The 22,951-nt window shown below is 28.8% G+C and carries 21 protein-coding genes; 10 read left to right on the top strand and 11 right to left on the bottom strand.

The features are described from left to right. Nucleotides 1–9: 9 nt before the first annotated feature. The 5 genes from KGF48_RS00720 to KGF48_RS00700 all read left to right on the top strand — a co-directional run bounded on the left by KGF48_RS00720 (nucleotide 10) and on the right by KGF48_RS00700 (nucleotide 3,990). Complete coding sequence (locus KGF48_RS00720; protein WP_227867649.1) at nucleotides 10–1,179, top strand: M20 family metallopeptidase; 1,170 nt, start codon at nucleotides 10–12, stop codon at nucleotides 1,177–1,179. A gap of 97 nt (nucleotides 1,180–1,276) precedes the next feature. Continuing rightward, on the top strand, nucleotides 1,277–1,753 hold the full coding sequence (locus KGF48_RS00715) for an SAM-dependent methyltransferase (RefSeq protein ID WP_227839543.1): 477 nt from the start codon (nucleotides 1,277–1,279) through the stop codon (nucleotides 1,751–1,753). Nucleotides 1,754–1,935: 182 nt separating this feature from the next. After that, a complete protein-coding gene (locus KGF48_RS00710; RefSeq protein WP_227827267.1) occupies nucleotides 1,936–2,298 on the top strand; it encodes a hypothetical protein in 363 nt (120 codons plus the stop codon). 431 nt (nucleotides 2,299–2,729) lie between these two features. Then, nucleotides 2,730–3,524, top strand: coding sequence for a M55 family metallopeptidase (locus KGF48_RS00705; protein WP_227839542.1), 795 nt, complete (start codon nucleotides 2,730–2,732; stop codon nucleotides 3,522–3,524). A gap of 22 nt (nucleotides 3,525–3,546) precedes the next feature. Continuing rightward, nucleotides 3,547–3,990, top strand: coding sequence for a regulatory YrvL family protein (locus KGF48_RS00700; protein WP_227839541.1), 444 nt, complete (start codon nucleotides 3,547–3,549; stop codon nucleotides 3,988–3,990). A gap of 78 nt (nucleotides 3,991–4,068) precedes the next feature. On the opposite strand, the gene KGF48_RS00695 is transcribed toward KGF48_RS00700, so the two are convergent. Beyond that, nucleotides 4,069–5,355, bottom strand: a complete 1,287-nt coding sequence (locus tag KGF48_RS00695) for a Gfo/Idh/MocA family protein (RefSeq protein ID WP_227867648.1) — start codon at nucleotides 5,353–5,355, stop codon at nucleotides 4,069–4,071. Nucleotides 5,356–5,544: 189 nt separating this feature from the next. After that, complete coding sequence (locus KGF48_RS00690; protein WP_227827263.1) at nucleotides 5,545–6,444, bottom strand: DMT family transporter; 900 nt, start codon at nucleotides 6,442–6,444, stop codon at nucleotides 5,545–5,547. A 301-nt stretch (nucleotides 6,445–6,745) separates the two neighbouring features. On the opposite strand from KGF48_RS00690, the gene KGF48_RS00685 reads away from it, so the two are divergent. After that, nucleotides 6,746–7,090, top strand: coding sequence for a RidA family protein (locus tag KGF48_RS00685; RefSeq protein ID WP_227434296.1), 345 nt, complete (start codon nucleotides 6,746–6,748; stop codon nucleotides 7,088–7,090). A 96-nt stretch (nucleotides 7,091–7,186) separates the two neighbouring features. On the opposite strand, the gene KGF48_RS00680 is transcribed toward KGF48_RS00685, so the two are convergent. Genes KGF48_RS00680 through KGF48_RS00670 form a run of 3 tightly spaced genes read right to left on the bottom strand, consistent with a single transcriptional unit; the run spans nucleotide 7,187 to nucleotide 11,543 of the window. Continuing rightward, nucleotides 7,187–9,292 (bottom strand): CocE/NonD family hydrolase, encoded by a 2,106-nt coding sequence (locus KGF48_RS00680; protein WP_413894776.1) that lies wholly within the window; start codon nucleotides 9,290–9,292, stop codon nucleotides 7,187–7,189. Between the two features lie 3 nt (nucleotides 9,293–9,295). Beyond that, nucleotides 9,296–10,456: a DUF819 domain-containing protein gene (locus KGF48_RS00675; RefSeq protein ID WP_227827261.1), complete on the bottom strand. Its 1,161-nt coding sequence runs from the start codon at nucleotides 10,454–10,456 to the stop codon at nucleotides 9,296–9,298. 19 nt (nucleotides 10,457–10,475) lie between these two features. Then, a complete protein-coding gene (locus KGF48_RS00670; RefSeq protein ID WP_227839538.1) occupies nucleotides 10,476–11,543 on the bottom strand; it encodes a dipeptide epimerase in 1,068 nt (355 codons plus the stop codon). 340 nt (nucleotides 11,544–11,883) lie between these two features. On the opposite strand from KGF48_RS00670, the gene KGF48_RS00665 reads away from it, so the two are divergent. After that, nucleotides 11,884–12,450, top strand: a complete 567-nt coding sequence (locus KGF48_RS00665; RefSeq protein ID WP_227827259.1) for an XRE family transcriptional regulator — start codon at nucleotides 11,884–11,886, stop codon at nucleotides 12,448–12,450. Between the two features lie 201 nt (nucleotides 12,451–12,651). On the opposite strand, the gene KGF48_RS00660 is transcribed toward KGF48_RS00665, so the two are convergent. The 4 genes from KGF48_RS00660 to KGF48_RS00645 are packed head-to-tail and all read right to left on the bottom strand — an operon-like array spanning nucleotide 12,652 to nucleotide 16,423. Continuing rightward, on the bottom strand, nucleotides 12,652–13,638 hold the full coding sequence (locus KGF48_RS00660) for a biotin-dependent carboxyltransferase family protein (protein ID WP_227827258.1): 987 nt from the start codon (nucleotides 13,636–13,638) through the stop codon (nucleotides 12,652–12,654). Nucleotides 13,639–13,667: 29 nt separating this feature from the next. Then, a complete protein-coding gene (pxpB, locus tag KGF48_RS00655) occupies nucleotides 13,668–14,363 on the bottom strand; it encodes a 5-oxoprolinase subunit PxpB (protein WP_227827257.1) in 696 nt (231 codons plus the stop codon). 19 nt (nucleotides 14,364–14,382) lie between these two features. Then, entirely contained in the window at nucleotides 14,383–15,603 is a 1,221-nt protein-coding gene (locus KGF48_RS00650; RefSeq protein ID WP_227839537.1) for an NRAMP family divalent metal transporter, read from the bottom strand. Between the two features lie 28 nt (nucleotides 15,604–15,631). Then, nucleotides 15,632–16,423 (bottom strand): 5-oxoprolinase subunit PxpA, encoded by a 792-nt coding sequence (locus KGF48_RS00645; protein WP_227839536.1) that lies wholly within the window; start codon nucleotides 16,421–16,423, stop codon nucleotides 15,632–15,634. A 587-nt stretch (nucleotides 16,424–17,010) separates the two neighbouring features. Between KGF48_RS00645 and KGF48_RS00640 the strand changes: the two genes are divergently transcribed. Beyond that, nucleotides 17,011–17,640, top strand: coding sequence for a TrkA C-terminal domain-containing protein (locus KGF48_RS00640; RefSeq protein ID WP_227827254.1), 630 nt, complete (start codon nucleotides 17,011–17,013; stop codon nucleotides 17,638–17,640). Between the two features lie 114 nt (nucleotides 17,641–17,754). On the opposite strand, the gene glpK is transcribed toward KGF48_RS00640, so the two are convergent. Both glpK and KGF48_RS00630 read right to left on the bottom strand, forming a co-directional pair. Further along, nucleotides 17,755–19,209: a glycerol kinase GlpK gene (gene glpK, locus KGF48_RS00635; protein WP_227867646.1), complete on the bottom strand. Its 1,455-nt coding sequence runs from the start codon at nucleotides 19,207–19,209 to the stop codon at nucleotides 17,755–17,757. Further along, nucleotides 19,202–19,543 carry an FGGY family carbohydrate kinase gene (locus KGF48_RS00630; protein WP_227867645.1) on the bottom strand — a complete coding sequence of 114 codons (342 nt, stop codon included), beginning with the start codon at nucleotides 19,541–19,543 and terminating at the stop codon, nucleotides 19,202–19,204. Before KGF48_RS00630 ends, glpK begins: the two co-directional genes overlap by 8 nt. 260 nt (nucleotides 19,544–19,803) lie before the next feature. Between KGF48_RS00630 and KGF48_RS00625 the strand changes: the two genes are divergently transcribed. Together KGF48_RS00625 and KGF48_RS00620 are read left to right on the top strand one after the other, a co-directional pair. After that, nucleotides 19,804–20,346, top strand: a complete 543-nt coding sequence (locus KGF48_RS00625; protein WP_227867644.1) for a TetR/AcrR family transcriptional regulator — start codon at nucleotides 19,804–19,806, stop codon at nucleotides 20,344–20,346. Between the two features lie 4 nt (nucleotides 20,347–20,350). Further along, nucleotides 20,351–22,858, top strand: coding sequence for an MDR family MFS transporter (locus tag KGF48_RS00620; protein ID WP_227841477.1), 2,508 nt, complete (start codon nucleotides 20,351–20,353; stop codon nucleotides 22,856–22,858). The last annotated feature ends 93 nt before the right edge of the window (nucleotides 22,859–22,951 follow it).

Below are 22,951 nucleotides of genomic sequence, written 5' to 3'. Positions count from 1 at the left end.
ATGTGTTTTATGATTAATATTAAAGCTCTTTGCCATGATATAAATGATTGGGTTATAGATATTCGAAGAGATTTACACAAAACTCCAGAACTTGGATTAGAAGAATTTCAAACTAAGAAAAAAATTATTAAGTATTTGGATGAAATAGGTATAAGTTATATTGAATATGAAAATCACACAGGAATAACTGCATATATAAATGTAAATCCAAACTTTGAGACAGTTGCTATAAGAGCTGATATAGATGCTTTACCTATAACAGAAGAACTCAATCCACCTTATAAATCCATTAATCTAGGTAAAATGCACGCATGTGGCCATGATGCACATACTGCTATTTTACTCGGTACTTGTAATATACTATTTAAATTAAAGTATTATTTAAATGTAAATGTAAAGTTTTTTTTCCAACCTGCTGAAGAAACTATTGGTGGTGCCAAACTTATGATAGAAGATGGATGTATGAAAAATCCAGATGTAAATTATATATTTGGTCTTCATGTAAATCCCAATATTGATAAAAGTTTAATTGAACTAAAATACAATACTTTAAATGCATCAACAGATACACTTTGTATAACTGTATATGGCTCAAAATGTCATGGAGCTTATCCACATCAAGGTGTTGATGCTATAGTTATCTCTGCTCATATCATAACTGCTTTGCAAACAATTGTTAGCCGAAATACAAACCCTACTGATTCTGTAGTTATTTCTTTAGGAAAAATTGAAGGCGGAATTAAAGAAAATATAGTTTGTGATAAAGTTATTATAAAAGGAACCTTAAGAACTTTAACCCAAGAAACCAGGGACTTTTCAAAAAAACGAATCAAAGAAGTTTGTTATTTTACTTGCAAAACATTTGGAGGAAAGATTGATGTTGAAATTGAAGAAGGTTATCCTGCCCTTATAAATTCAAATTCTCTTGTGGATTATGTTAAACAAAATGCAGTAGAATTATTTGGAAAAGAAAATATTTTGATTAAAGATACACCTACTCTTGGTGCTGAAGATTTTTCATATTTTTTGAAGTATTGTGAAGGTGCTTTTTATCACCTTGGTTGTGCAAATCAGGAAAAAAATATTAATTCTCCTCTTCATACAGCTACCTTTGATATTGATGAAGATTGTCTTATTACTGGCGTTATGCTTCATGCTAAAAATGTATTATCCTTTTAATCATATACTTCTGTCTCCTTTTTATATTGACTCTCACATGGTGTTAGGGTTTACTCTAAAATTACAAATGACAAACCAAATAATTGGAGGTAATATTATGAAACAAATTTTAGTAAATCCTATAGGAAAAATACGTGTTCAAGGTGAAGAAATTTCTATCGAATTGGATAAAAAGTATATACCTGCATTAAAAGAGCTTGATGAATTTAGTCATTTAAATGTAATCTGGTGGTTTGATGGATTTGATAACGTTGAAGCAAGAAGTATCTTAGAAACTCCAAAACCTTATAAAAAAGCACCTGATGTTATGGGAATATTTGCAACAAGGTCACCTATTAGACCTAATCCAATAGCATTAACTACTGTACAAATTATTAGCATCGACCATGAGCATGGTACAATAAAAATTCCATATATTGATGCTAATGATAATAGCCCTGTTATCGACTTAAAACCATATACTCCAAGTATTGATAGAATTGAAAATCCATCAGTTCCTGAATGGTGTAATCATTGGCCTAAATGTGTAGAAAAATCAGAAGAATTTGATTGGGAAAATGAATTTGAATTTTAGTTTATTTAAAGTAGAGTATTAAATTAAGAGATTTTAATTTAATACTCTACTTTATTATATTTTAATTCTATAAAGTATTCGTTGTATTTAATTTTCTTGAATTATATAATTGCTTTTATCCACTTTCATATTGGCAAATTATCTTGTATACTTAATGTAAATAATTATAAAGGAGAATACTCATGACAATATTTAGTCTACAAGCAGCAAATTTATTTGGATGGATAGCTATGGTTCTTGGCGTTATTATGTCAATTAATGATAGTAAAAAGCATTTGCCAAAATTTAAGAACTTAAACTATATTTTCTTTGCTTTTATGGGCTTATTCTATGCATTTACTTTATTTGCACTTGCCCAAAGTTTTACATCACATATATTTAGAATAGTAAATTGTATCATTTATATAATAGTTTTAATTGCATGCAATAAAGTTTCTACAAATAAAAATCTCAACAGTAGTTTTTGGACATTAGTAGGATTTTCAATAAATCCTATTTTAGCAATAATCATTGTATTTTTTATAAAAAACAAAAAATATAATTAGAACAAAATATTTTATTAAGGGTTATTTGATAACTACAAGATATACTTGAGTATATATTATTAGTTTATTATAACCCCCTAAATATCTTCTTTTTACTAATTCTATAGAATAATTCTATAACTCAACTCTTTCTACTAATGTTAAAACGCTACAATCATTAAACAAACTTAAAAATAATATCTATCAATGTTTTAAGTATGTTAAACTAGTAAATGTAACTACTTCTATGTTACAATCTTATATAAATATTGTATATAGCGAAACTGGTCTAATAGATACTAATAGTGTTATATTTTTAATATCAGTTATTTTTCAGTTACAGATTTAATAATAATTAATAATGAGACATAATATTTTTCTGCCTTTTATTAATTGTATATTTACTGTTATCTATTGTTATCATTAATAATAAATTTAAGGGGGATTATATTATGAAGTTATATTTAAGTGCCGATATAGAAGGTACTTGTGGCATTGTAAATTGGGATGAAACAAAGCTTGAATGCGAATTTTCAGAGCACTATAGAACACAAATGAGCAAAGAAATAGCTTCTGCATGTAATGGAGCTACTCAGTCTGGTATGCATGAAATACTTGTTAAAGATGCACATGATAGTGGCAGAAATATTAATCCAGATATTTTGCCTGAAAATGTCAAAATACTTAGAGGATGGACTAAAGACCCACTAGTTATGATGGCTGGGATTGATGAAAGTTTTGATGCATGTGTATTTACTGGTTATCATTCTGGAGCTACTTGTAATGGTAATCCACTTTCTCATACTATGGATATTGACTATGACTACTTTAAAATAAATGATGAGATAGCATCTGAATTTACTATAAATGCTTATGCTGCTGCATACTATAATGTTCCTGTGGCATTTTTAAGTGGAGATGAAATGCTTTGTGAAAGTGCAAAAAAACTAAACCCAAATATAATCACTGTTCCTGTTTCAAAAGGAATTGGAAATGGCTCAATTTCAATTCATCCAAATCTTGCACTAAAAAAAATAGAAGAAGGTGTTAGAGAATCTTTATCTGGAGATTTATCTAGACATTTAATAAAATTACCAAACAAGTTTAAAATTGAAATAAAGTTTAGAGAACATTACAAGGCTTTTAAAGCTTCTTTCTACCCAAATATGAAGAAAATAGATTCTCAAACAATACTATTTGAAACAGAAGATTATTATGAATTTTTAAGAATGTTGTTATTTATATAAATTTCATGTTATACATAAGGAGTTGATTGAGATAAGTAATAAAAGAAGGATTCCTTTAGGCGAATTTATTTCTGTATTTTTATTTTTTGCTGTTTTTTTTGGTATAACTTTTTGTATTTTCACTGTTATAGGAATTGGCTTCTTATCATTCTTAGGTTTTGAATATAAATCTCTTGGGTCTGTACTAATTTTCTTTTTAATATATTTTTGTATAACTATGCCAATTGATTTTCTATGCACTACCATTTTAGATATATTTAGATACGTAAACAAATTGCCGTATTCAATTTACAAATTTTGCGAATTTATAATTGATTTTATACTAACTTTTTTAGCTATGAACATAATTGATACATTTATGGGTTCAATAACGATTCCTTTAAGTACAGAAATTTTATTTGCCTTACTTTCTTATCTCTTATCTGAATGCATGGATTTTTTTGATAAAGATAAGAAAAAATCTTAATAAAAAGATAGATTACTTAATAGAAGATTTATATATTCCTATTATCTAATCTATCTTTATTTGTGTAATCTTTTATATTTAAAATATAGTTTCTTCTATTTCTTTAGTCATCTTTATAGCATCATCGAAAAATTTATCTATATGCACCACTTCATCACTCACTCTTGAATACTCTGCTGCAAATGCCATTATATGACTTTCTATAGCATCTTTTGCTGCTACTTTTCCTTTTTCTAAGTTTTTACTTGAAACTAATTTAATGAACTCAGCTATGAGATTTCTATCATATTCTTCTACCATATTTTTCTTATTTGATGGATTTATAACTACTTCTTCATTTTTTCCAAATTCTTTAATTCTTATCTCATTTTTATTTAAATCTCCACCAACTTCTCCATGACTAAACATCATCTTTATAGTTCTTCCATTTTCTTTAGTAAATGCACATAGATTAAAAGTAGCTGTTACTCCATTTTCAAATTGTAATATATTTACCATGTTATCTACAACATTATTATCACATCTGTAAACACATCTTCCATATGGGCTTGTTTCAAGTATCTTTAAAAGATTCTCTTTTGTAGGATTTATATGTACAGCTCTATTTATATTTCTGTCATTTTCTAGGTAAATTTGTTTTGCAGAATATGGACATTTCTTTTCTACTAAACATTGAAGGCAATTCTGTGCCATTTCTCCCCCAGCACTTTCATTATTAAGATGCTTTAAACTTCCAAATGCAGAGATTTTTTTACATCTACTACCTACCAAATATAATAGAATATCCATATCATGACAACTCTTCGCCAAAATCAAAGGGCTTGTCTCATTACTATTTCTCCAATTTCCTCTAGTAAAACTATGAGCAAAATGCCAATATCCTATATTCTCATTATATTGTATACTAACTAACTCTCCTAATTCTTTGCTTTCTACAATTTCTCTTAATTTATTGTAAAATGGAGAGTATCTAAGTACATGACAAATCATAAAAATCTTATCTTTATATTTATCACACAGGTCATTTATATGTACTAATCCATCTAAACTATTAGACATTGGTTTTTCCAATAATATATGATAACCCTTTTGAAGAGCTAAACTTGCTACGTCATAATGTCTATCATCATTTGTAGCTATTATGACTGCATCTGCCATTTTATCCTGTTTAAAGAATTCTTCTAGACTTTCAAATACATTTTTGCTATTTAAGTTATACTTTTGTGCAAACAATTCACGTCTTCCTTCTTTAGGTTCTGCTACAGCAACTATCTCACATATATCAGAATTTTCATAAACATATGGAGCATACGCATATGTACCTCTATTACCTGCTCCAATCACAGCAACTTTTACTTTTTCCATACTTTAAATTATCCCCTTTATATTATTTCTACTACTTTATTATATTCTATTTTTATATATATTTGGATATTTTTGATAAAAGAAACAGCAGTTATAGTTTTTTACTTTTAACTGCTGTTTTGACTTAATATGCTATACCTTTTTAGCTTAATATTATTTATTTTTAATATAAACTTTGATACTATTTGTTCATTTATTTTGCTTGTCAATTTCTTTATCCAATTTGTCTAATTTTTTATTGTATAAAAACATATAAAATGCTGCTGAAAATACTATTACATATCCCACAATACTTAGTGTATCTGGATAAACATTAAACAAGAATATACTCAAGATTGCTGAAAATATTATATTACTATAGTCAAATATAGAAATTTCTTTGGCTGGCGCATACTTATATGCTAAAGTTATACCAAATTGACCTAAACTTGCAAATACTCCACCCAATAACAAATACACAAGTTGCATAAGAGTCATTGGTTCATACACTGCAAAAGCTATTGGTCCTACAGTAACTAATGAAAAAACTGAAAAGAAAAACACAATTGTATAATAATCTTCTCTATCTCCAAGAATTCTTAAACAAGTATATGCCATTGCTGCAAATACAGCTCCTGCGACTCCTCCTAGATATGGAATTACTTCAACACTAAATGTTGGTTTTATTATAAATAAAGCTCCTATAAATGCAATTATAATTGCCCCTATCTGTTTTATGTTTATTTTTTCTTTTAGAATAATTGCACAAAATATAACTACGAGAAAAGGACTCATTTTATTTAGCATATTAGCATCTGAAAGCATCAACTTATCAATTGCATAATAATTAAATATAACTCCTAAAGTTCCAAAGATTGACCTATATAAAAGAACCTTCATATTTTCTTTTTTACCTGTTAAACTTCCTTTATGTTTTATAATAAGCCAAAACGCTATTATAGCCGATACCAAGTTTCTAAAAAATACTTTTTGAAAACTTGGCAAATCGCCTGCCAGTTTTACAAATGCAGACATCATTGCAAAACCAAGAGCTGATGCCATTATAAACATTATACCTTTTATTCGATTTGATTTGATTGTACTACTCATATTTACCTCTTTTCTATACAAATACATAAACCTATATTTAAAAACCACTTAAAAACTAAAATTTATAAATTGAAATAATAATTATCTAAATATTCCAATTTATACTATAATTAAAAGTATAAATTATGTCAAGTAACTAATAAATCTTTTCAATTAATAACAATAATAATTATAAGTAAAAAGTTATATCTTTTTATAGATTATTCTCCAAATATATAATATAATTCTATATAGTATAGACTTTTTTTAATTTATTATTTAGATTTTTAGTGGATTTTTTAATTATGGAGGTATTTAAAATATGGAAATAAAAAGATATGAAGGAACTGGAAGAATGAGTAGAGCTGTAGTTCACAACAATACAGTTTATTTATGTGGACAAACTCATGCTGAAGGAGGAGTAGTTGAGCAAACTACTGAAGTTTTAAATAAAATAGAAGATTTATTAAACAAATACGGTTCAGACAAACAACATTTACTATCTGTTACTATTTATTTAAGAGATATGAAAGACTTTGAAGCTATGAACTCTGTATGGGATGCTTGGGTTGAAAAAGGATTTGAACCTGCTAGAGCTTGTGTTGAAGCTAGACTTGCTAGAGAGCACTTATTAGTTGAAATGAGCGTTGTTGCAGCTACAAAATAATTTCTTTAACTTTAATAAGTAAATATAATCACTTTAACCTATAAAGAGATATAGTATTGATTTATACTATATCTCCTTATTATTTAATTTATTAATTTAATTATTTTCTATTGGCAATATCAATCTAGATGGGTATTTACCTCCATGATAAATTGTATTTTTTGCTTTTATATACTCAATACTGTTATAACCATCTTTAGTGTTACTATTTGGGAATATAAAGTTTTTTGCACTAGATGTTATATCTAACCTAATTCGATGTCCAATTTTAAATGTATTTGATATTTTTGAAGTTGTTATTGTGAACTTATAAATTTCTCCTTCTTCCATAAATTCTGACTTATAAAAACTATTTCTGAATCTAGCACTTAGTATACCATCAGCTAATTTAATTGAGTTTCCATCTGAATCCACATCCATAATTTTTATAACCCAATCAGTATCTCTTGCAGAACTTGATGCAAAGAATTCCAACTTTATATCACCTGTTATAGTAAATTCTTCACTAAAAGCATCTGATGTATAACACAACATATCACTTCTTTTCTCCAAATCTTTATAATTATTTGGAACTCCCACTTCATTTTCTGACATATCAATCAACTGTATTGAAGGGTCTTTTGGATTATATATGTAGCTATCATAACTATATTTTGAACATTCTTCAAAAGATAGTTTTCCATCCCCTAAAGATGTATTAGCATTTCCACCACTTATTAAATAGATACTTTTATCTATTTTATTTTCTATTGGCCAATTTTCTGCCATCTTCCATTCATTCGAACCTACTGAATAATACTCTATTGGAGCAGTCTTATCTATATCATTTTCTATTCCTTTTAAGTATTTATCAAACCATAATAGATAGTTATAGTCTACATCATACCTCAATGAATTATCTCCAAAAGGAATATCATTTATATCCCTTATAGTGTTTGAATTATGCATCCAGGGACCTAATATAGCCTTTCTCTTTCCTCTTTCATAATTTTTTATTACATCCAAAGCTTCTGTAGTACCCATACCGTTATCATCATACCATCCAGATATGACTAATGCAGGCACATTTATTTTATCTTTTTTTAGATGCCAATCTATCCTATCCCAATATTCATCCTTTTCTACTCTTTTTATCCACTCTTCTAAAAATTCTATTCTATATCCAAGTGCTTCAATAGGTATATTTTGTATCGGTCTTATATTTAAAACATCATCCCAGTCATCTCTTATCATTTTACTTCTATCAACTTTATTTCTTGATACCATAAATGCCCATGCAAGCATTCCAGATACAAAAGCTCCACCTTTTCTTGGTATATCAATGAAAGGGCTACCTGCTGTAACTATACTAATTAAAGCTTTTAGGTGTTTGTTTCCTGAAGATGCAGCTGCCCATTGAACATAACCAAGGTATGATGCTCCCAGCATTCCAACAACTTCATTTGACCATTCTTGTGCTACTATCCAATTTATAGTACTATCTCCATCTTCTCTTTCATATATCATAGGCTCCCACTTACCTTCTGATTCATTTCTTCCCCTGACATCTTGTATGACAACAGCATATCCCCTTTGTACATACTTATAATATATTTCTTTATCACTTTCTTTTCCATATGGAGTTCTCATAAGAATTGTGGGTACTTTTTTAGTAGAGTCTTCAAACTTAGGAAGATATACATCTGTAGAAAGTTTTATTTCATCTTTCATATCAATCATGTAATTTCCATCAAATTTTATAGGATATATCTCTTCATTTTCATGTGTTTTTTTCCACTCTTTTAATATCGTATAATCCTCATATCCATCCATAATTAATATAGTACAAGTTTCCCTAGACAAACATATAAATCCAACTACTTTATTATCCAAAACAATTACATCTAAAGGAAATTTTTTATTTCTTTGAACCCAGATATAGTCATTAAACTTAGAATATGTTTCTCCTAACTCATTTACAACTATACTTTTGTCTGTGTTTATTAAACTATTGCTATAAACATTGAAATTTTCAAATAAAAATTTCAAATCTATTTTTGTAAGATTTAAATAATATGTGCCTTCCTCTTTACTCATAGGTTTTATTTCTTCTATTTCATTTGTAAAAGGATTCAGCTTTTCAATAAGTAAAACTTCGTCAAATACTACATTACCACTATATAAACCAGATATATATAACTTAAACTTTCTCAATAAAGTCACCTCCTATAGACCAAGAAACATTTTTATTGCATATGCCACCGATATGCCTGCATAATTTCCTAATACTCCACCAATTACCCCCATAACTACAGCTACACTTACAAGCGAATTCCATTTTGCTGAAGCAGCTACTAAAGCTGATGTTGGACCATCAGCAATTGCTCCTACTATAGAAAGTATTACATATTGGTACTTTATCTTTAACATTCTAGTTACAAATAGATGGAAGGCAAATGAAGCAAATATTATGCTAAAGCAGTAAAACGTTATAGTAAAAGTTGAACCTAAAAACTCTTTTATATCTACTGAAAATCCTATTGTACATAAAAAGAATAATGCAACAAATAATCCTAAATCTAAATTACCCTTTAATTTTTTTACTGGTTTTAACTGAGCAATTATAATCGAAATTGTTGTAACTAAAAGAATTCTTGCTGCACTACTAAAACTTGAACTAAAATATCCTGAAAGTATTGTTGCAATCTCTGTAACAACAAAACCTATAGCCAACATCCAAGCAATATCTTTTATACTCCACTCTTTTGATTGCATAAATTCTTCGTTCTGGCAATCTTCTAATTCCGATTCTTCTACATGATATGGCCAAAGCTTTTGAAATTTCTTTGAATTTTTTAATACTGCTGGAAGTGCAAACATAAATATTAATGTTGGAACTCCAATTACATAATCTGCTGCATTTGCTGCTGCTAGAGTCTGCCTACTTACATTAAGACCAGTTCCAATAGCTGTAAGATTAGCGCTTCCTCCAGTATATGTACCTACAAACATCCCTGCGACTTTCCATCCTTCTGATATTTCGCCTGCAAATACCAATCCAAATAAAAACGCCATTATACTTACTGTCAATACTGCCACAAAAATTGCTATTAAAGGCTCTCTTGATAGTTTTGTCATTTCTTTTAAGTCAACACTCATCAACATTATAGTCATGGAAACTGGTATAGCATATGTAGAAATAGTTCCATATAATTCTGTACTTACTGGAACTACTTTTAAATTTGAAAGTATTATTCCCATTATGATTATTGTAAGTGCTGGCCCTAAACTTTTAGTTACTTTATATTTTTGTAAGTAAAGTCCAAATGCAATCATAGCTGTCATTATTGCAAGTATACTGCCTGTACTTGAAAAAAGTGTATTCATATTTACCCCCCTAATTTCATCATAAGTTCACTTCTATTCCTAAACCTGGTTTATTGACAAGATTCATAATATCTCCATCCATTTCAAATCCTCCAGATATACTTTCTAATTCTTCACAAAACATAAAACTATCAAGGTCAGCTTCTGTTATATTCTTCTTAGATGCTATTAAATTTGCTGCTGCTGTTATACCAATCCTTGTTTCAAGCATACATCCTAACATACAATTAACCCCACTTGCTTCAGCTATATTGTTGATTTTTATTGCAGGATAAATTCCGCCAGATTTCATTAACTTGATATTAAATGTATCAACTGCATTTTTCTTTATAGCTTTAATTGCATCTATTGGTGAATGCAATGACTCATCTATCATAATCTTGGTATTACTCTTATTTCTTATGTAGGAAGTTCCATCTAAATCCCAATGTGGAAGTGCTTGTTCAATCGCATCAACACCAAATTCTTCTAGTTTTTTGATAGTATTTATACTACTATTTACATTCCAACCTTGATTTGCATCTATTCTAATTCTTATATTATCTCCAACAGCTTCTCTAATTAATTTTACGGCTTCAATATCTTCTTCAGGTCTTATTCCAGCTTTAAGCTTCAATATTCTAAAACCTTCTCTAACTCTTCCCAGTGCTTCTTCTGCCATTTTCTCTGGTTTATCTATACCTATAGTTACATCTGTTTGAACTTTGTTATCATATCCTCCAAGAACCTTATAAAGAGGTACATTCATAATTTTACCTTTAAGGTCATACAAAGCTATATCAATTGCTGCTTTAGCAGAAGTATTACCTATTATGATTCCATCCATAATTGTATGTATAGTTTCAATATCTAATGGGTCTTTACCTATAAGTTCCTTCTTAAACATAATTAATATAGAAAGTACAGTATCTAAAACTTCACCTGTAACTGCTGCAAGAGGAGCAGCTTCTCCAAATCCATAGTAACCTTCATCAGTCTCAATTTTTAAGATTATGCTCTCTCCATATTCAATTGTTCCAAACGAAACTACAACAGGCTTTCTTAATTTGATTCTTAATTTCTCAAATTTAATATCTGTTATTTTCATGTTAACCTCCTTATTTTTGAAGTAATAATTTAATTTTTTTACTTTTATACTTTAAATTATATTATTACTTCAATACTTCTGTCAATATAATTTACTGAAAATTTACTTTTTTCTAAAATATTCTACAATAACACCCTTTAAATTAATAATCATATATTAAATTCTTCTGCATTATATTAATTCATCAATAATTTATTTTTATAAGATTTTATTTGCATCTCACTAATTGCTAATTCTTAAAATCTTCAATACATCTTTCTTGCTACTACTTCTATGTTATGCTATAATTACTTTGTTTTAATCGAATATTTTGTATAAATTTTATTATTTGGAGGTTCTTATGCTAGGGGAAAAGATGAGAAATATAAGAAAAAACAAGAAAAAAACACTAAGTGATGTTTCCAAATTGACAGACTTATCTATAAGTTATATATCTCAAATCGAAAGAGATGCTATCGAACCATCCTTGTCTTCATTAAGAAAAATCGCTGAAGTTTTAGATACTCCTTTATATATGTTTATGGATGATAATAATACTGATGATTTAGTCATCAGAAAAGAAGATAGAGTTATGATGAAGTTTCCAAAAAGTGAAATGTTTTATGAGATAGTATCTCCAATGCCAACAGCTGATTTTGCACCTTCAATTTTACTTGTAGAATTTGAACTTAATCCAGAAAGTGAAGATGCTAAAGATTGTATCTATCATGCATCAGAGGAAATCATGGTAGTAACAAGTGGTGTGGTTGATATTTGTATGGGTGAAAAGATAGTAAGATTAAATCCAGGAGACTCAACATTTATAAAAGCCAATGTACCTCATAAAATCATCAATCCAAGTAAAGATACAATAGCTCGTGGATATGGTGTTATATCACCTCCCATTTGGCCGATAAAGTCCAAGTAAATATCTATAATACAATTGTTTAATACTTAAAATGTTTAATACATAAAACCAAAACGTAAGCTCTTTTAAAATTAATGTATCTACTCAAACAAAAATAGCTATTTGACTAATTCAAACCATTTTAATAATGGCAAATAGTAAATAGCTATTTCTAAATTGTATTTTAAATTGTAACAAAAATTAATATTAATTAAATTTAAATTAAACCGCTATATCATTTAATACTTTGGCTTTAACAACTCTTATATTTTTCATACTTTTATATATATCTTGAATCTTATCTTCTTGTTCTCTCAATAATCTATGAGCTTCATATATATCTACAAATTCAAACTTTACTACATCATTTGGTTTTGCTTGTGCCAACTTATATAAATCTACACTTATAACATTCCCTATTTTAGTATATCCACCACTAGTCTGTCTATCTGATAGCATTATAATAGGTTTCCCATGTCCAGGTACTTGTATAGCTCCATAAGAAATACCATCAGAGATAATATCTGCTCCATTAAGGTGCTTTATACTCTCTCCATCTAGTCTACAACCCATTCTATCTATTTCATTTGTAACTTTGTATTCATTTGATAAGAATTTTTCTACTTCATCTTTAGAAAAAGCATCAAATTGAGGACCTTTTACAATTCTCAGTACTATTTCTGAACTATAATTTGGAATATATTTTGAATTTAATTTTTTATTTATTGTAAAATCTTTTTCCTGAGCAAAAGTATTTATATAATCACCTTTTTTAAGTGCTCTACCTTCAAATCCACCAATCTTAGCTCTTGTATAAGTTGATTTACTTCCCATTGCAAGCGGCACATCTATTCCACCAGCTATTGATACATATGCTCTAGCTCCTGATTTTACACCTCTAAATGATAATATGTCACCAGGATTTATTTGATATGACCTCCAATTTTGAATCTCTTTTCCATTTATTCTAGCTCCTAAATCTCCGCCAGTTACTGCTATTTGTGTATATTCATCAAAGGTAATTGTAGGACCTAACATTAGAACCTCCAAAGAAGCTTCATCTTCAGAATTTCCAACTAATATATTTCCTACTCTATGTGCATATTCGTCCATTGCTCCACACCCAGATACACCATATTGTCCATATCCAACTCTACCTCTGTCTTGTATTAATGTTTGGAAACCTCCTAATTCTACTTTAAATCCCATATATACCACTCCCTGCATTATCACTATTTTTAAACACTTAAATTATTTTTTTCAATTTCTATAAATTCATCTAAAGTTATTGGAACAAACTTTATAAAATCTCCAGCTCGAAGTAAAATTTGCTCTTCTCTATTTTCATCATATAGTTTTAAAGGTGTTCTACCAATTATTTGCCATCCACCAGGGCTATCTATAGGATATACGCCTGTCTGAGAACCAGCTATTCCCACACTTCCACCGTAAATTTTAGTTCTTGGTACTTCTAATCTAGGTGTAGCTATTCTTTCATCCATTCCACCTAGATATGGAAATCCAGGAGTAAATCCTAACATATATATTAAATACTCTCTGCCTGTGTGTATATTTATGACTTCATCTACAGTCAGATTATTGTAGCTTGCAACAGTTTCAATATCTATACCAAATACCTTATCATAACATACTGGAATTTCATGTATTTTAGGTTTTGGTAGCTCTATACTTTCTAAATTATTTTCTATTTTTTTTAAACTCTCAATTAAACTATCAAAATCTATTTTCAAGGGATTGTAACTTATCATAAGTGACCTGTATGTTGGCACCATTTCTGTGACAATACCTTTAAGATTGGATATTTCTATCGCTCTCATAAACGAAATTACTTTTTTATTTATATCTTCTGATATCTCATTTCCAAATTCAGCAACTACTGCTTTGTCTCCTGATAGCAAGTATCTAATTTCCATAAATGTCACCTCTTCTAAATTAAGCAAATAAAGTACTTAGACTACTAAGAGAAGTTATTCCTGCATAAGCAGATATTAAAACTACTATTAATCCAAATATCAAAAGCCATGTAGGATGTTTATAATCACCAACAATATCTTTTCTCTTAGATGCTATAAGCATTATTCCTAAAGTTATTGGAAGTATTAAACCATTTAAAGCACCTGCTAAAATTAATAAAGTTGCTGGTTTACCTATAAATGCCATTATAAGTGTTGATATAGCTATAAATGCTATTATAAAGTACTTTTCATTTTTTGCTATAAAAGGATTTAGCGTCTTTAAGAAAGAAACTGATGTATAAGCAGCTCCTATAACTGATGTAATTGCAGCAGACCATAATACAAGCCCAAAGAATTTATATCCTATCGCTCCTGCACTAAACTTGAAAGCTGAAGCTGCTGGATTTTCTGGGTCAAGTTGAAGCCCTTTTGAAACTACTGCTAATATTGCTAAAAATAGAAGTACCCTCATCATAGTTGCAACTAATATCCCTAAAAGAGATGATTTAGTTATTTCTTTTATATTTTCTTCACCTGTTATTCCAGCATCTATTAATCTATGTCCTCCAGCAAATGTTATATATCCTCCAACACTTCCTCCAAGTAGAGTTATTATTGGAAATATCAATATCTTTGGATTTTCTGGTTTTACCATTCTATAAACTGCTTCTCCAACAGGAGGATGATTTGATATTGCTACATATCCAACTATAATTATCATGCCTAATGCTAAAAACTTAGTTATCTTATCTACTAAAGAATTTGAATTCTTTGACATAAATACAAATATTGCTATTAATCCACTTAATATAGTTCCTAATGTCATATTCATATTAAACATTACATTCATACCAAGTGCAGCTCCACCAACATTTCCTATATTAAAAGCTAATCCACCAAGACCTACTAAAAAAGCTACAAAGTAACCCAATCCAGGTACTATTTTATTTGCTATATCTTGACCTCTAAGCCCTGATACACCAATTACTCTCCATACATTTACTTGAGCTCCTATAAAAAGGATAGTTGTAATTAATACTACAAATGAAAAACTTGGCCCAAAATCTTGAGTAAACTGTGCTGTCTGAGTTAAAAACCCTGGCCCAATTGCTGATGTTGCCATTATAAATGCGGCTCCTATAAGTGCCCCAACGTCTTTTTTACCTTTTTCGTTATCAGTAATATTTTTTGTACTCATATTTTATTTCCCCCTCATATTATCAACCTTACAATATGTCCTCTGATGAACAAACTTCCATATTTTCTAATGGACAAACTTCTATACTTTCTAATTCAAAACGTTTTCTTATTTCTTTAACAAACTCTATTGCTTTTGGATTGTCTCCATGCACACATATAGAGTCTGCTTTAATATGTATAATTTCACCAGTTATGGTTTCCACTGTTCCTTCTTTTACCATCTTAACAACTCTATCTATTGCAGTTTCTGTATCATGTATAACGGCTCCTTCTACATTTCTTGGAACCAAAAAACCGTTGCTATCATAGGCTCTATCTGCAAATACTTCATTTGCAAACTTAAGTCCAATCTCTTTAGCTGAACTTATCATTTCACTATTATATAGCCCTAACAAAGTAATATCTTTATTAACTTCATATATAGCTTCACAAATAGCCATGGCCAAATTTTTGTCTTTTGCAGCCATATTATATAAAGCTCCATGTGGCTTTACATGCTGTATATTACATCCATTTGAACTTGCAAATGCCATTAATGCTCCCAATTGATACTTTGTATAATCTTTAGCTTCTTGTTTTGTTATTTTTATCTCACGTCTTCCAAATCCTATTAAATCTAAAAAACCTGGATGTGCTCCTATTTTAACTCCATTTTCTTTGGCAAGTTTTACTGTTTTATCCATGTGACTAGGATCTCCTGCATGAAATCCACAGGCTATATTAGCTGATGAAATATATTTTAAGACTTCTTCATCTAAACCAATCTTATATGTTCCAAAACTTTCTCCTAAATCGCTATTTAAATCTACTTTATACAATTTATGACCCCCCTTGCTAACATTTTGATAGAATAAGTAGTTTTAATTTTTAAATTTTGTTTATTATATATATTGCATGAAATATTTTATTACTTGTATGCATTTTTATTTTTCCAACTATTTCAATACATTTAATTAATATAATTTTACCATTTAAGGAATTTTTTTGCAATTATTTTAAATCGACATTCATTTGTAGTTCTTTTTCAAAAAACATTTTTCCTATTTTTTAGTTAATAATTAATTATTTATAGATAAATTATAGCTTTTGACTTTCATTTTTAAAGCATTTTTCAATTTTAATAACTTTATATGCAAGACAGAAGTGTTTTTTTTCATTCATTTGTTTATTTCATCTATATAATTATTTATTTTTCTCCATAGAATGTCTTTAAATTCCCTTAAATACTTCATTACATACTTTGAAGAGCAAAATAAAAATATGTATACTAAATGCATGTTAAAATATTATTTTAAAAAAACGACAATATTTGTACATAATGTAGACATATAAATTTATAAATTATACAATAGTATTATTAAGATTATATATTTTTTAACATAAATTTTATATTGGAGGAAAAACAATGGAAAAAAACTATACTATGCCAATATACCAAAAGATAGCTTTGGATATTGCAAATAAAATATATACAGGTGAAATACAGGAAGATTCAGTATTGTTTGGACGCTCTGTTTTGGCTGGTAAATACAACGTATCACCAGAAACTATAAGGAGAGCTGTTAAAATTTTAGAAGATATTGGTGTTGTTAAAAGCATAAAAGGTAAAGGTGTTATTGTATTATCACCAGGCAAAGCTTCTTCTTTTATAAAAAAATATAGAGACATTACAAATATATCATCATATAAATCAACACTTTACAATTTAATAGATACTAAATCAAATCTAGAAAATGAAATCTTAGATACTATAAATAAAATTATAGATTATTCTAATAGACTCGAAATAATAAACCCCTTAGTGCCCGTTCAGTTCACAATAAATTCTAATTGTAAGTACATTGGCCAAACAGCTGCACAAACTAAGTTTTGGCAAAATACAGGGGCTACAATCGTTGCAATTAAAAGAGGTGAGGAACTTATAATCTCTCCTGGTCCATATATTGAATTTTTAGAGGGAGATATTCTTTTGGTTGTTGGGGACCAGCATATTTATAATTCTATACCAATGTTTTTATACGAAAATGAAAAATAGATTATACTACTTGGTTACAACTATACAAAAATATAAATTTGAGAATAAAAAAGTAAAAATAAAAAAGTAGAGCTTTACAAAAGCCCTACTTTTAAATTCAAATGCATCTAACCTTTAAAGGTCTTGCTCATCTTCTTTTTCCCAACTTAAAGCTCTTGACACAGCTTTCTTCCAACCTTTATATAATCTACTTCTCTTCTCTTCACTCATATTTGGATTAAACTCTTTTTCGACTGACCATTTTGATGTAATTTCATTTCTTCCAATATAGAATCCTACACACAATCCTGCTAAATAAGCAGCTCCCAAAGCTGTAGTTTCTACTATTTTAGGTCTATCTATATCTACATTTAGTATATCTGACTGGAATTGCATTAAGAAATTATTATTACTTGCTCCTCCATCAACCTTTAATGACTTTAATTTTAATTTTGAATCGTGTTGCATTGCTTCTAATACATCTTTTGTTTGGTACGCAATTGATTCCAATGTTGCTCTAATTATATGCTCTTTTTTTGCACCTCTTGTAATACCCAATATTGACCCTCTAGCATACATATCCCAATATGGAGCACCAAGACCTGTAAATGCAGGTACTACATACACACCATTAGTATCTTCTACTCTATTTGCATAAATTTCACTATCGCTTGCAGATTCAATCATTTTAAGTTCATCTCTAAGCCATTGGATAGATGCCCCTCCAATAAATATACTTCCTTCTAATGCATAAGTTACTTTTCCATCAACACCCCAAGCAATTGTTGTAAGCAAACCATGTTTAGATTTAACTATATTGTTACCTGTGTTCATAAGTAGAAAGCAACCTGTTCCATAAGTATTTTTTGCAGTACCTTCTTCAATACAATTTTGACCAAACAAGGCTGCTTGTTGGTCTCCTGCGCATCCAGCAATAGGTATTTTAGCTCCTGATAGCATACGTTCATCTGTATGACCATAGACATAGCTAGAAGGTTTTACTACTGGTAACATACTTATTGGTATATCTAGTTCTCGTAGTATGTCTTTATCCCACTCTAAGTTATTTATATTGTACATCATCGTTCTAGATGCATTTGAATAATCTGTTATATGTACTTTTCCACGCGTTAAGTTCCATATTAACCATGTATCTATAGTACCAAATAATAATTCGCCTTGTTCTGCTTTTTCTCTAGCACCTTCTACATTATCTAGTATCCACTTTATCTTTGTTGCTGAAAAGTATGCATCTATCAAAAGACCCGTTTTTTCCTTTATCGATTCCTCTAATCCTTTACTTTTGAGTACATCACAGATTTCTGATGTTCTTCTACATTGCCATACTATTGCGTTATAAATCGGTTTCCCAGTATACCTACTCCAAACAATGGTAGTCTCTCTTTGATTAGTTATACCTATTGAAGCAATTTCTTCTGGTCTTATACCTGCTGTTTCTATGACCTCTCTCATTACCCCACTTTGTGAACCCCATATTTCCATAGGGTCATGTTCTACCCAGCCAGCTTTTGGATAAATCTGTTTAAATTCCTTTTGCGCAATTTTTACTATTTCACCTTTTTTATTCACAGATTTCTGATGTTCTTCTACATTGCCATACTATTGCGTTATAAATCGGTTTCCCAGTATACCTACTCCAAACAATGGTAGTCTCTCTTTGATTAGTTATACCTATTGAAGCAATTTCTTCTGGTCTTATACCTGCTGTTTCTATGACCTCTCTCATTACCCCACTTTGTGAACCCCATATTTCCATAGGGTCATGTTCTACCCAGCCAGCTTTTGGATAAATCTGTTTAAATTCCTTTTGCGCAATTTTTACTATTTCACCTTTTTTATTAAATAATATAGCTCTTGAACTAGTTGTTCCTTGGTCTAGTGCCATTACATACTTCTTTTCCATCATTTTACTCTCCTTATCATATAATAATATTATTAACTTATTAAAAAGAAAAATCTAATATTACATAATTTTAGTACATATTCCTGTTTAAATATAAAAAATATAAATTTAATTAGATTAAATACTTATATAATAAGACATTTATTTTACATCATATCTATATATTAATATTATACATTATAGCTTTCATATTGATTAATAAATTTTAAAGGTTTATAATAAACAGTGTTCATAATAATTTTAATAGAAGAGGTGGTCATATGCCTAAGATTTTAGAAAACGTAAAGGAAGATATACTAAAAGTGTCTCGAGATATGATTTTGGAAGAAGATTACTCAAATATTAGTATAAGAAAAATAGCTCAAAGGTGTGGTATAAGTGCAGGTACAGTATATAATTACTTCAAATCAAAACGAGAAATAATAGAATATATTACAAAATCAGAATGGGATTTATTGATAAGGCGAATTGAATACTCTAATAAAAATAGTGATAATTACATTGAAAAACTAAATATTATCTTTACAGAAATAAGAAATTTTATAAACAAGGTTCATAATATTCAATATGATGATTTTTTAGATACTTTTGGAATGGAAAGATTTATCGAAATGAAAAAACATAAAAATGATTTTCATGAGCAACTTTCAAATAAAGTATATGAAGCTTTAGAACAAGAAAATTTCTTTAATAATGATAAATTAGTATGTAATATCATAATCAAAATGTTTTTTTCATACTCAACATATCTTCATATAGAATTTGAAGATTTAAAGCCGTATATTGAAAAATTAATACATTAAGGTGGTGTTTACCTTGAATTCTAATACTAGTGTTCAAAGCAAAGATAATAATCCAAAGTTATTTTTAGTACTCACTCTTTATCTTCTAGGTATATTTATGGGAGCTATTGATACTGGAATAGTATCACCAGCAAGAACAATTATACAAAATAGCCTAGGTGTAAATGAAAAAACAGGAATTTGGATGATTACTATATATACACTAACATATGCGTCTGTAATCCCTATCTCTGGTAAATTAGCAGATAAAATAGGAAGAAAATATGTATATTTAGTTAGTATATTTCTATTTGGTAGTGGCTCATTAATCTGTGGATTATCATCATTATTTTCCAACTTTTATATTTTACTAATTGGCCGTGTTATACAAGCTATTGGTGGAGGCGGAATTATGCCAATTGCTACAGCAGAATTTGGAACCACTTTCCCAGAAAACAAAAGAGGCATGGCTTTAGGTTTAGTTGGAGCAACCTATGGTATTGCAAATATTTTAGGCTCAAGTATAGGTAGTACAATACTAAGTATATTTGGAACTCAAAATTGGAAATGGTTGTTTTTTGTTAATCTTCCAATATGCTTGGTTATAATTATTGGAGGAATACTATTTATTAAAAATAATAAGTCTCCATCTACAGAGAAAATAGATAAATTAGGAACATTAATGTTGATATGTATAATAGTATCTTTGTTATATGGTCTTATGAATATAGACTTTTTTAATTTTAAAAATTCTATACAAGATACATCAGTTTATCCTTATTTATTGACATTTATAATACTTATACCTATTTTTATATTTGTTGAAAATAAAGCTAAAGACCCTATTTTGAATTTCGAATATTTTTTAAATCCAAGAATACTAATAGTACTCATTCTATCTTTAATTGTTGGCATTGGAATGATGGGTATGGTATTTGTTCCACAATATGCTGAAAATGCATTAAAAATAAATGCTGGTTCTGGTGGATATTTTGTTGCCATATTAGGATTGTTTGCAGGTATCGCTGCCCCTCTGAGTGGAAGACTTATCGATAAATTTGGTGCAAAAAAGATACTATTACTTGGATTTTCAGTATCTATGATAGGCTCTCTTTATCTAATTTTAATTGCACTAAAAACCAATACAGTATTTAGTGTATGTGTAAGTCTAATATTTATGGGATTAGGAATGGGATTTACTATGGGAACACCTTTAAATTACATGATGCTTTCAAATACAAAAATAGAAGAATCTAATTCTGCACTTGCAACACTATCTCTAATACGCTCAATTGGAACTTCAATTTCGCCTGCAATAATGATTGGATTTATAGCACATGCGGGATTATCTGTACAGGATAATATTATGGATATAGTTGGTAAGCCATCAACACCTAAAATAGTTCAACTTGAAGAACTTGAAACTATGATAGATGATTTAAAGTCAGACCCAGAAATGGCTAAGAATTTAAAAAATATTTCTATACCAAATATGAACGATTCATCAAGTATTAATATGGATATGACAGATGGCAAACTACCAAAATACTTACTAGACAAAGTTCAATCAGCAGATACAACCAATATTACCAACATCACAAAAGAAATATCAACAACAATGTTTGATGAAAAAGTTCCTTCTGTAATTACAAAAATAGAATCAAATGTTCAAAAAGGAATAGATGGTACTCAAAGTGGAATAAATGGTATTGAGGAAGGCGAAAACAAACTAAACAGTGGCATCAAAGGAATTCAAACTGGTATTGACAATATGGTAAAAGCTAGAACTGGTATTAATCAAGGAATAGCTGGAATAAAAAAAGGTATCGCTGGAACTGATAAAGGCATAAAAGGTATGGAACAAGGTATAAAAAAACAAGATAAAGCTATAAATGAAATGACACTTGCTTATAATAAAATACCTACAATACCACAAGGTACTACTCCTCCTGATAACGAAAATTCATCAAATAATCAAGAACAAAATAACACTAGTAATTCTGACTCAAACAGTAATAAAAATGATTCTACAGAAAATAAAAATAATAATTCTAGTGAGAATAAACCAAATTTAAATGAAAAAAAAGAAGCTCTAAATGCTCAAATACAACAACTTAAAAAAGCAAGAGCTGAGTTAAATACCAAATTACAAAAAACTAAGTCTCAAAGAAAACAATTACGTAAAAAACTTAAAAACATGGAATCTCAAAAGAAAGAACTTCAGACAAAATTAAATGATTCCATGAATAAAAAACAAGACATGGAAAAAGGTTTTGACACAATGGAGCAACAAAAAAAATCGCTTCAATTAGTTCTAGCAAAGACACAGGAAGTAAAAGATGAAATCCCAAAAGCTTTTAATAAGTCAAAACTCGATTATATAAATTCTATAGAAAACAATAAAATAAAAATAGAAAATACACTACAATCTACTCTAAATTTAGGATTTAGACAGATGTATATAACAGTTTTTTGTGTAAATTTACTTGCATTCATAATATTGTTATTCTATAAAGAAAACAAAACTAGATAAACAAGTCCAATAGTATTATATTGTAAGCCTATATTATATTTTAAACATTTGAAATTCTTTATCTTTAACTAATATAAACTACAATATAATACT

Source organism: Clostridioides sp. ZZV15-6388, assembly GCF_020657755.1.
Classification (GTDB): domain Bacteria; phylum Bacillota; class Clostridia; order Peptostreptococcales; family Peptostreptococcaceae; genus Clostridioides.
This window is presented reverse-complemented; position numbering and strand designations above follow the sequence as displayed.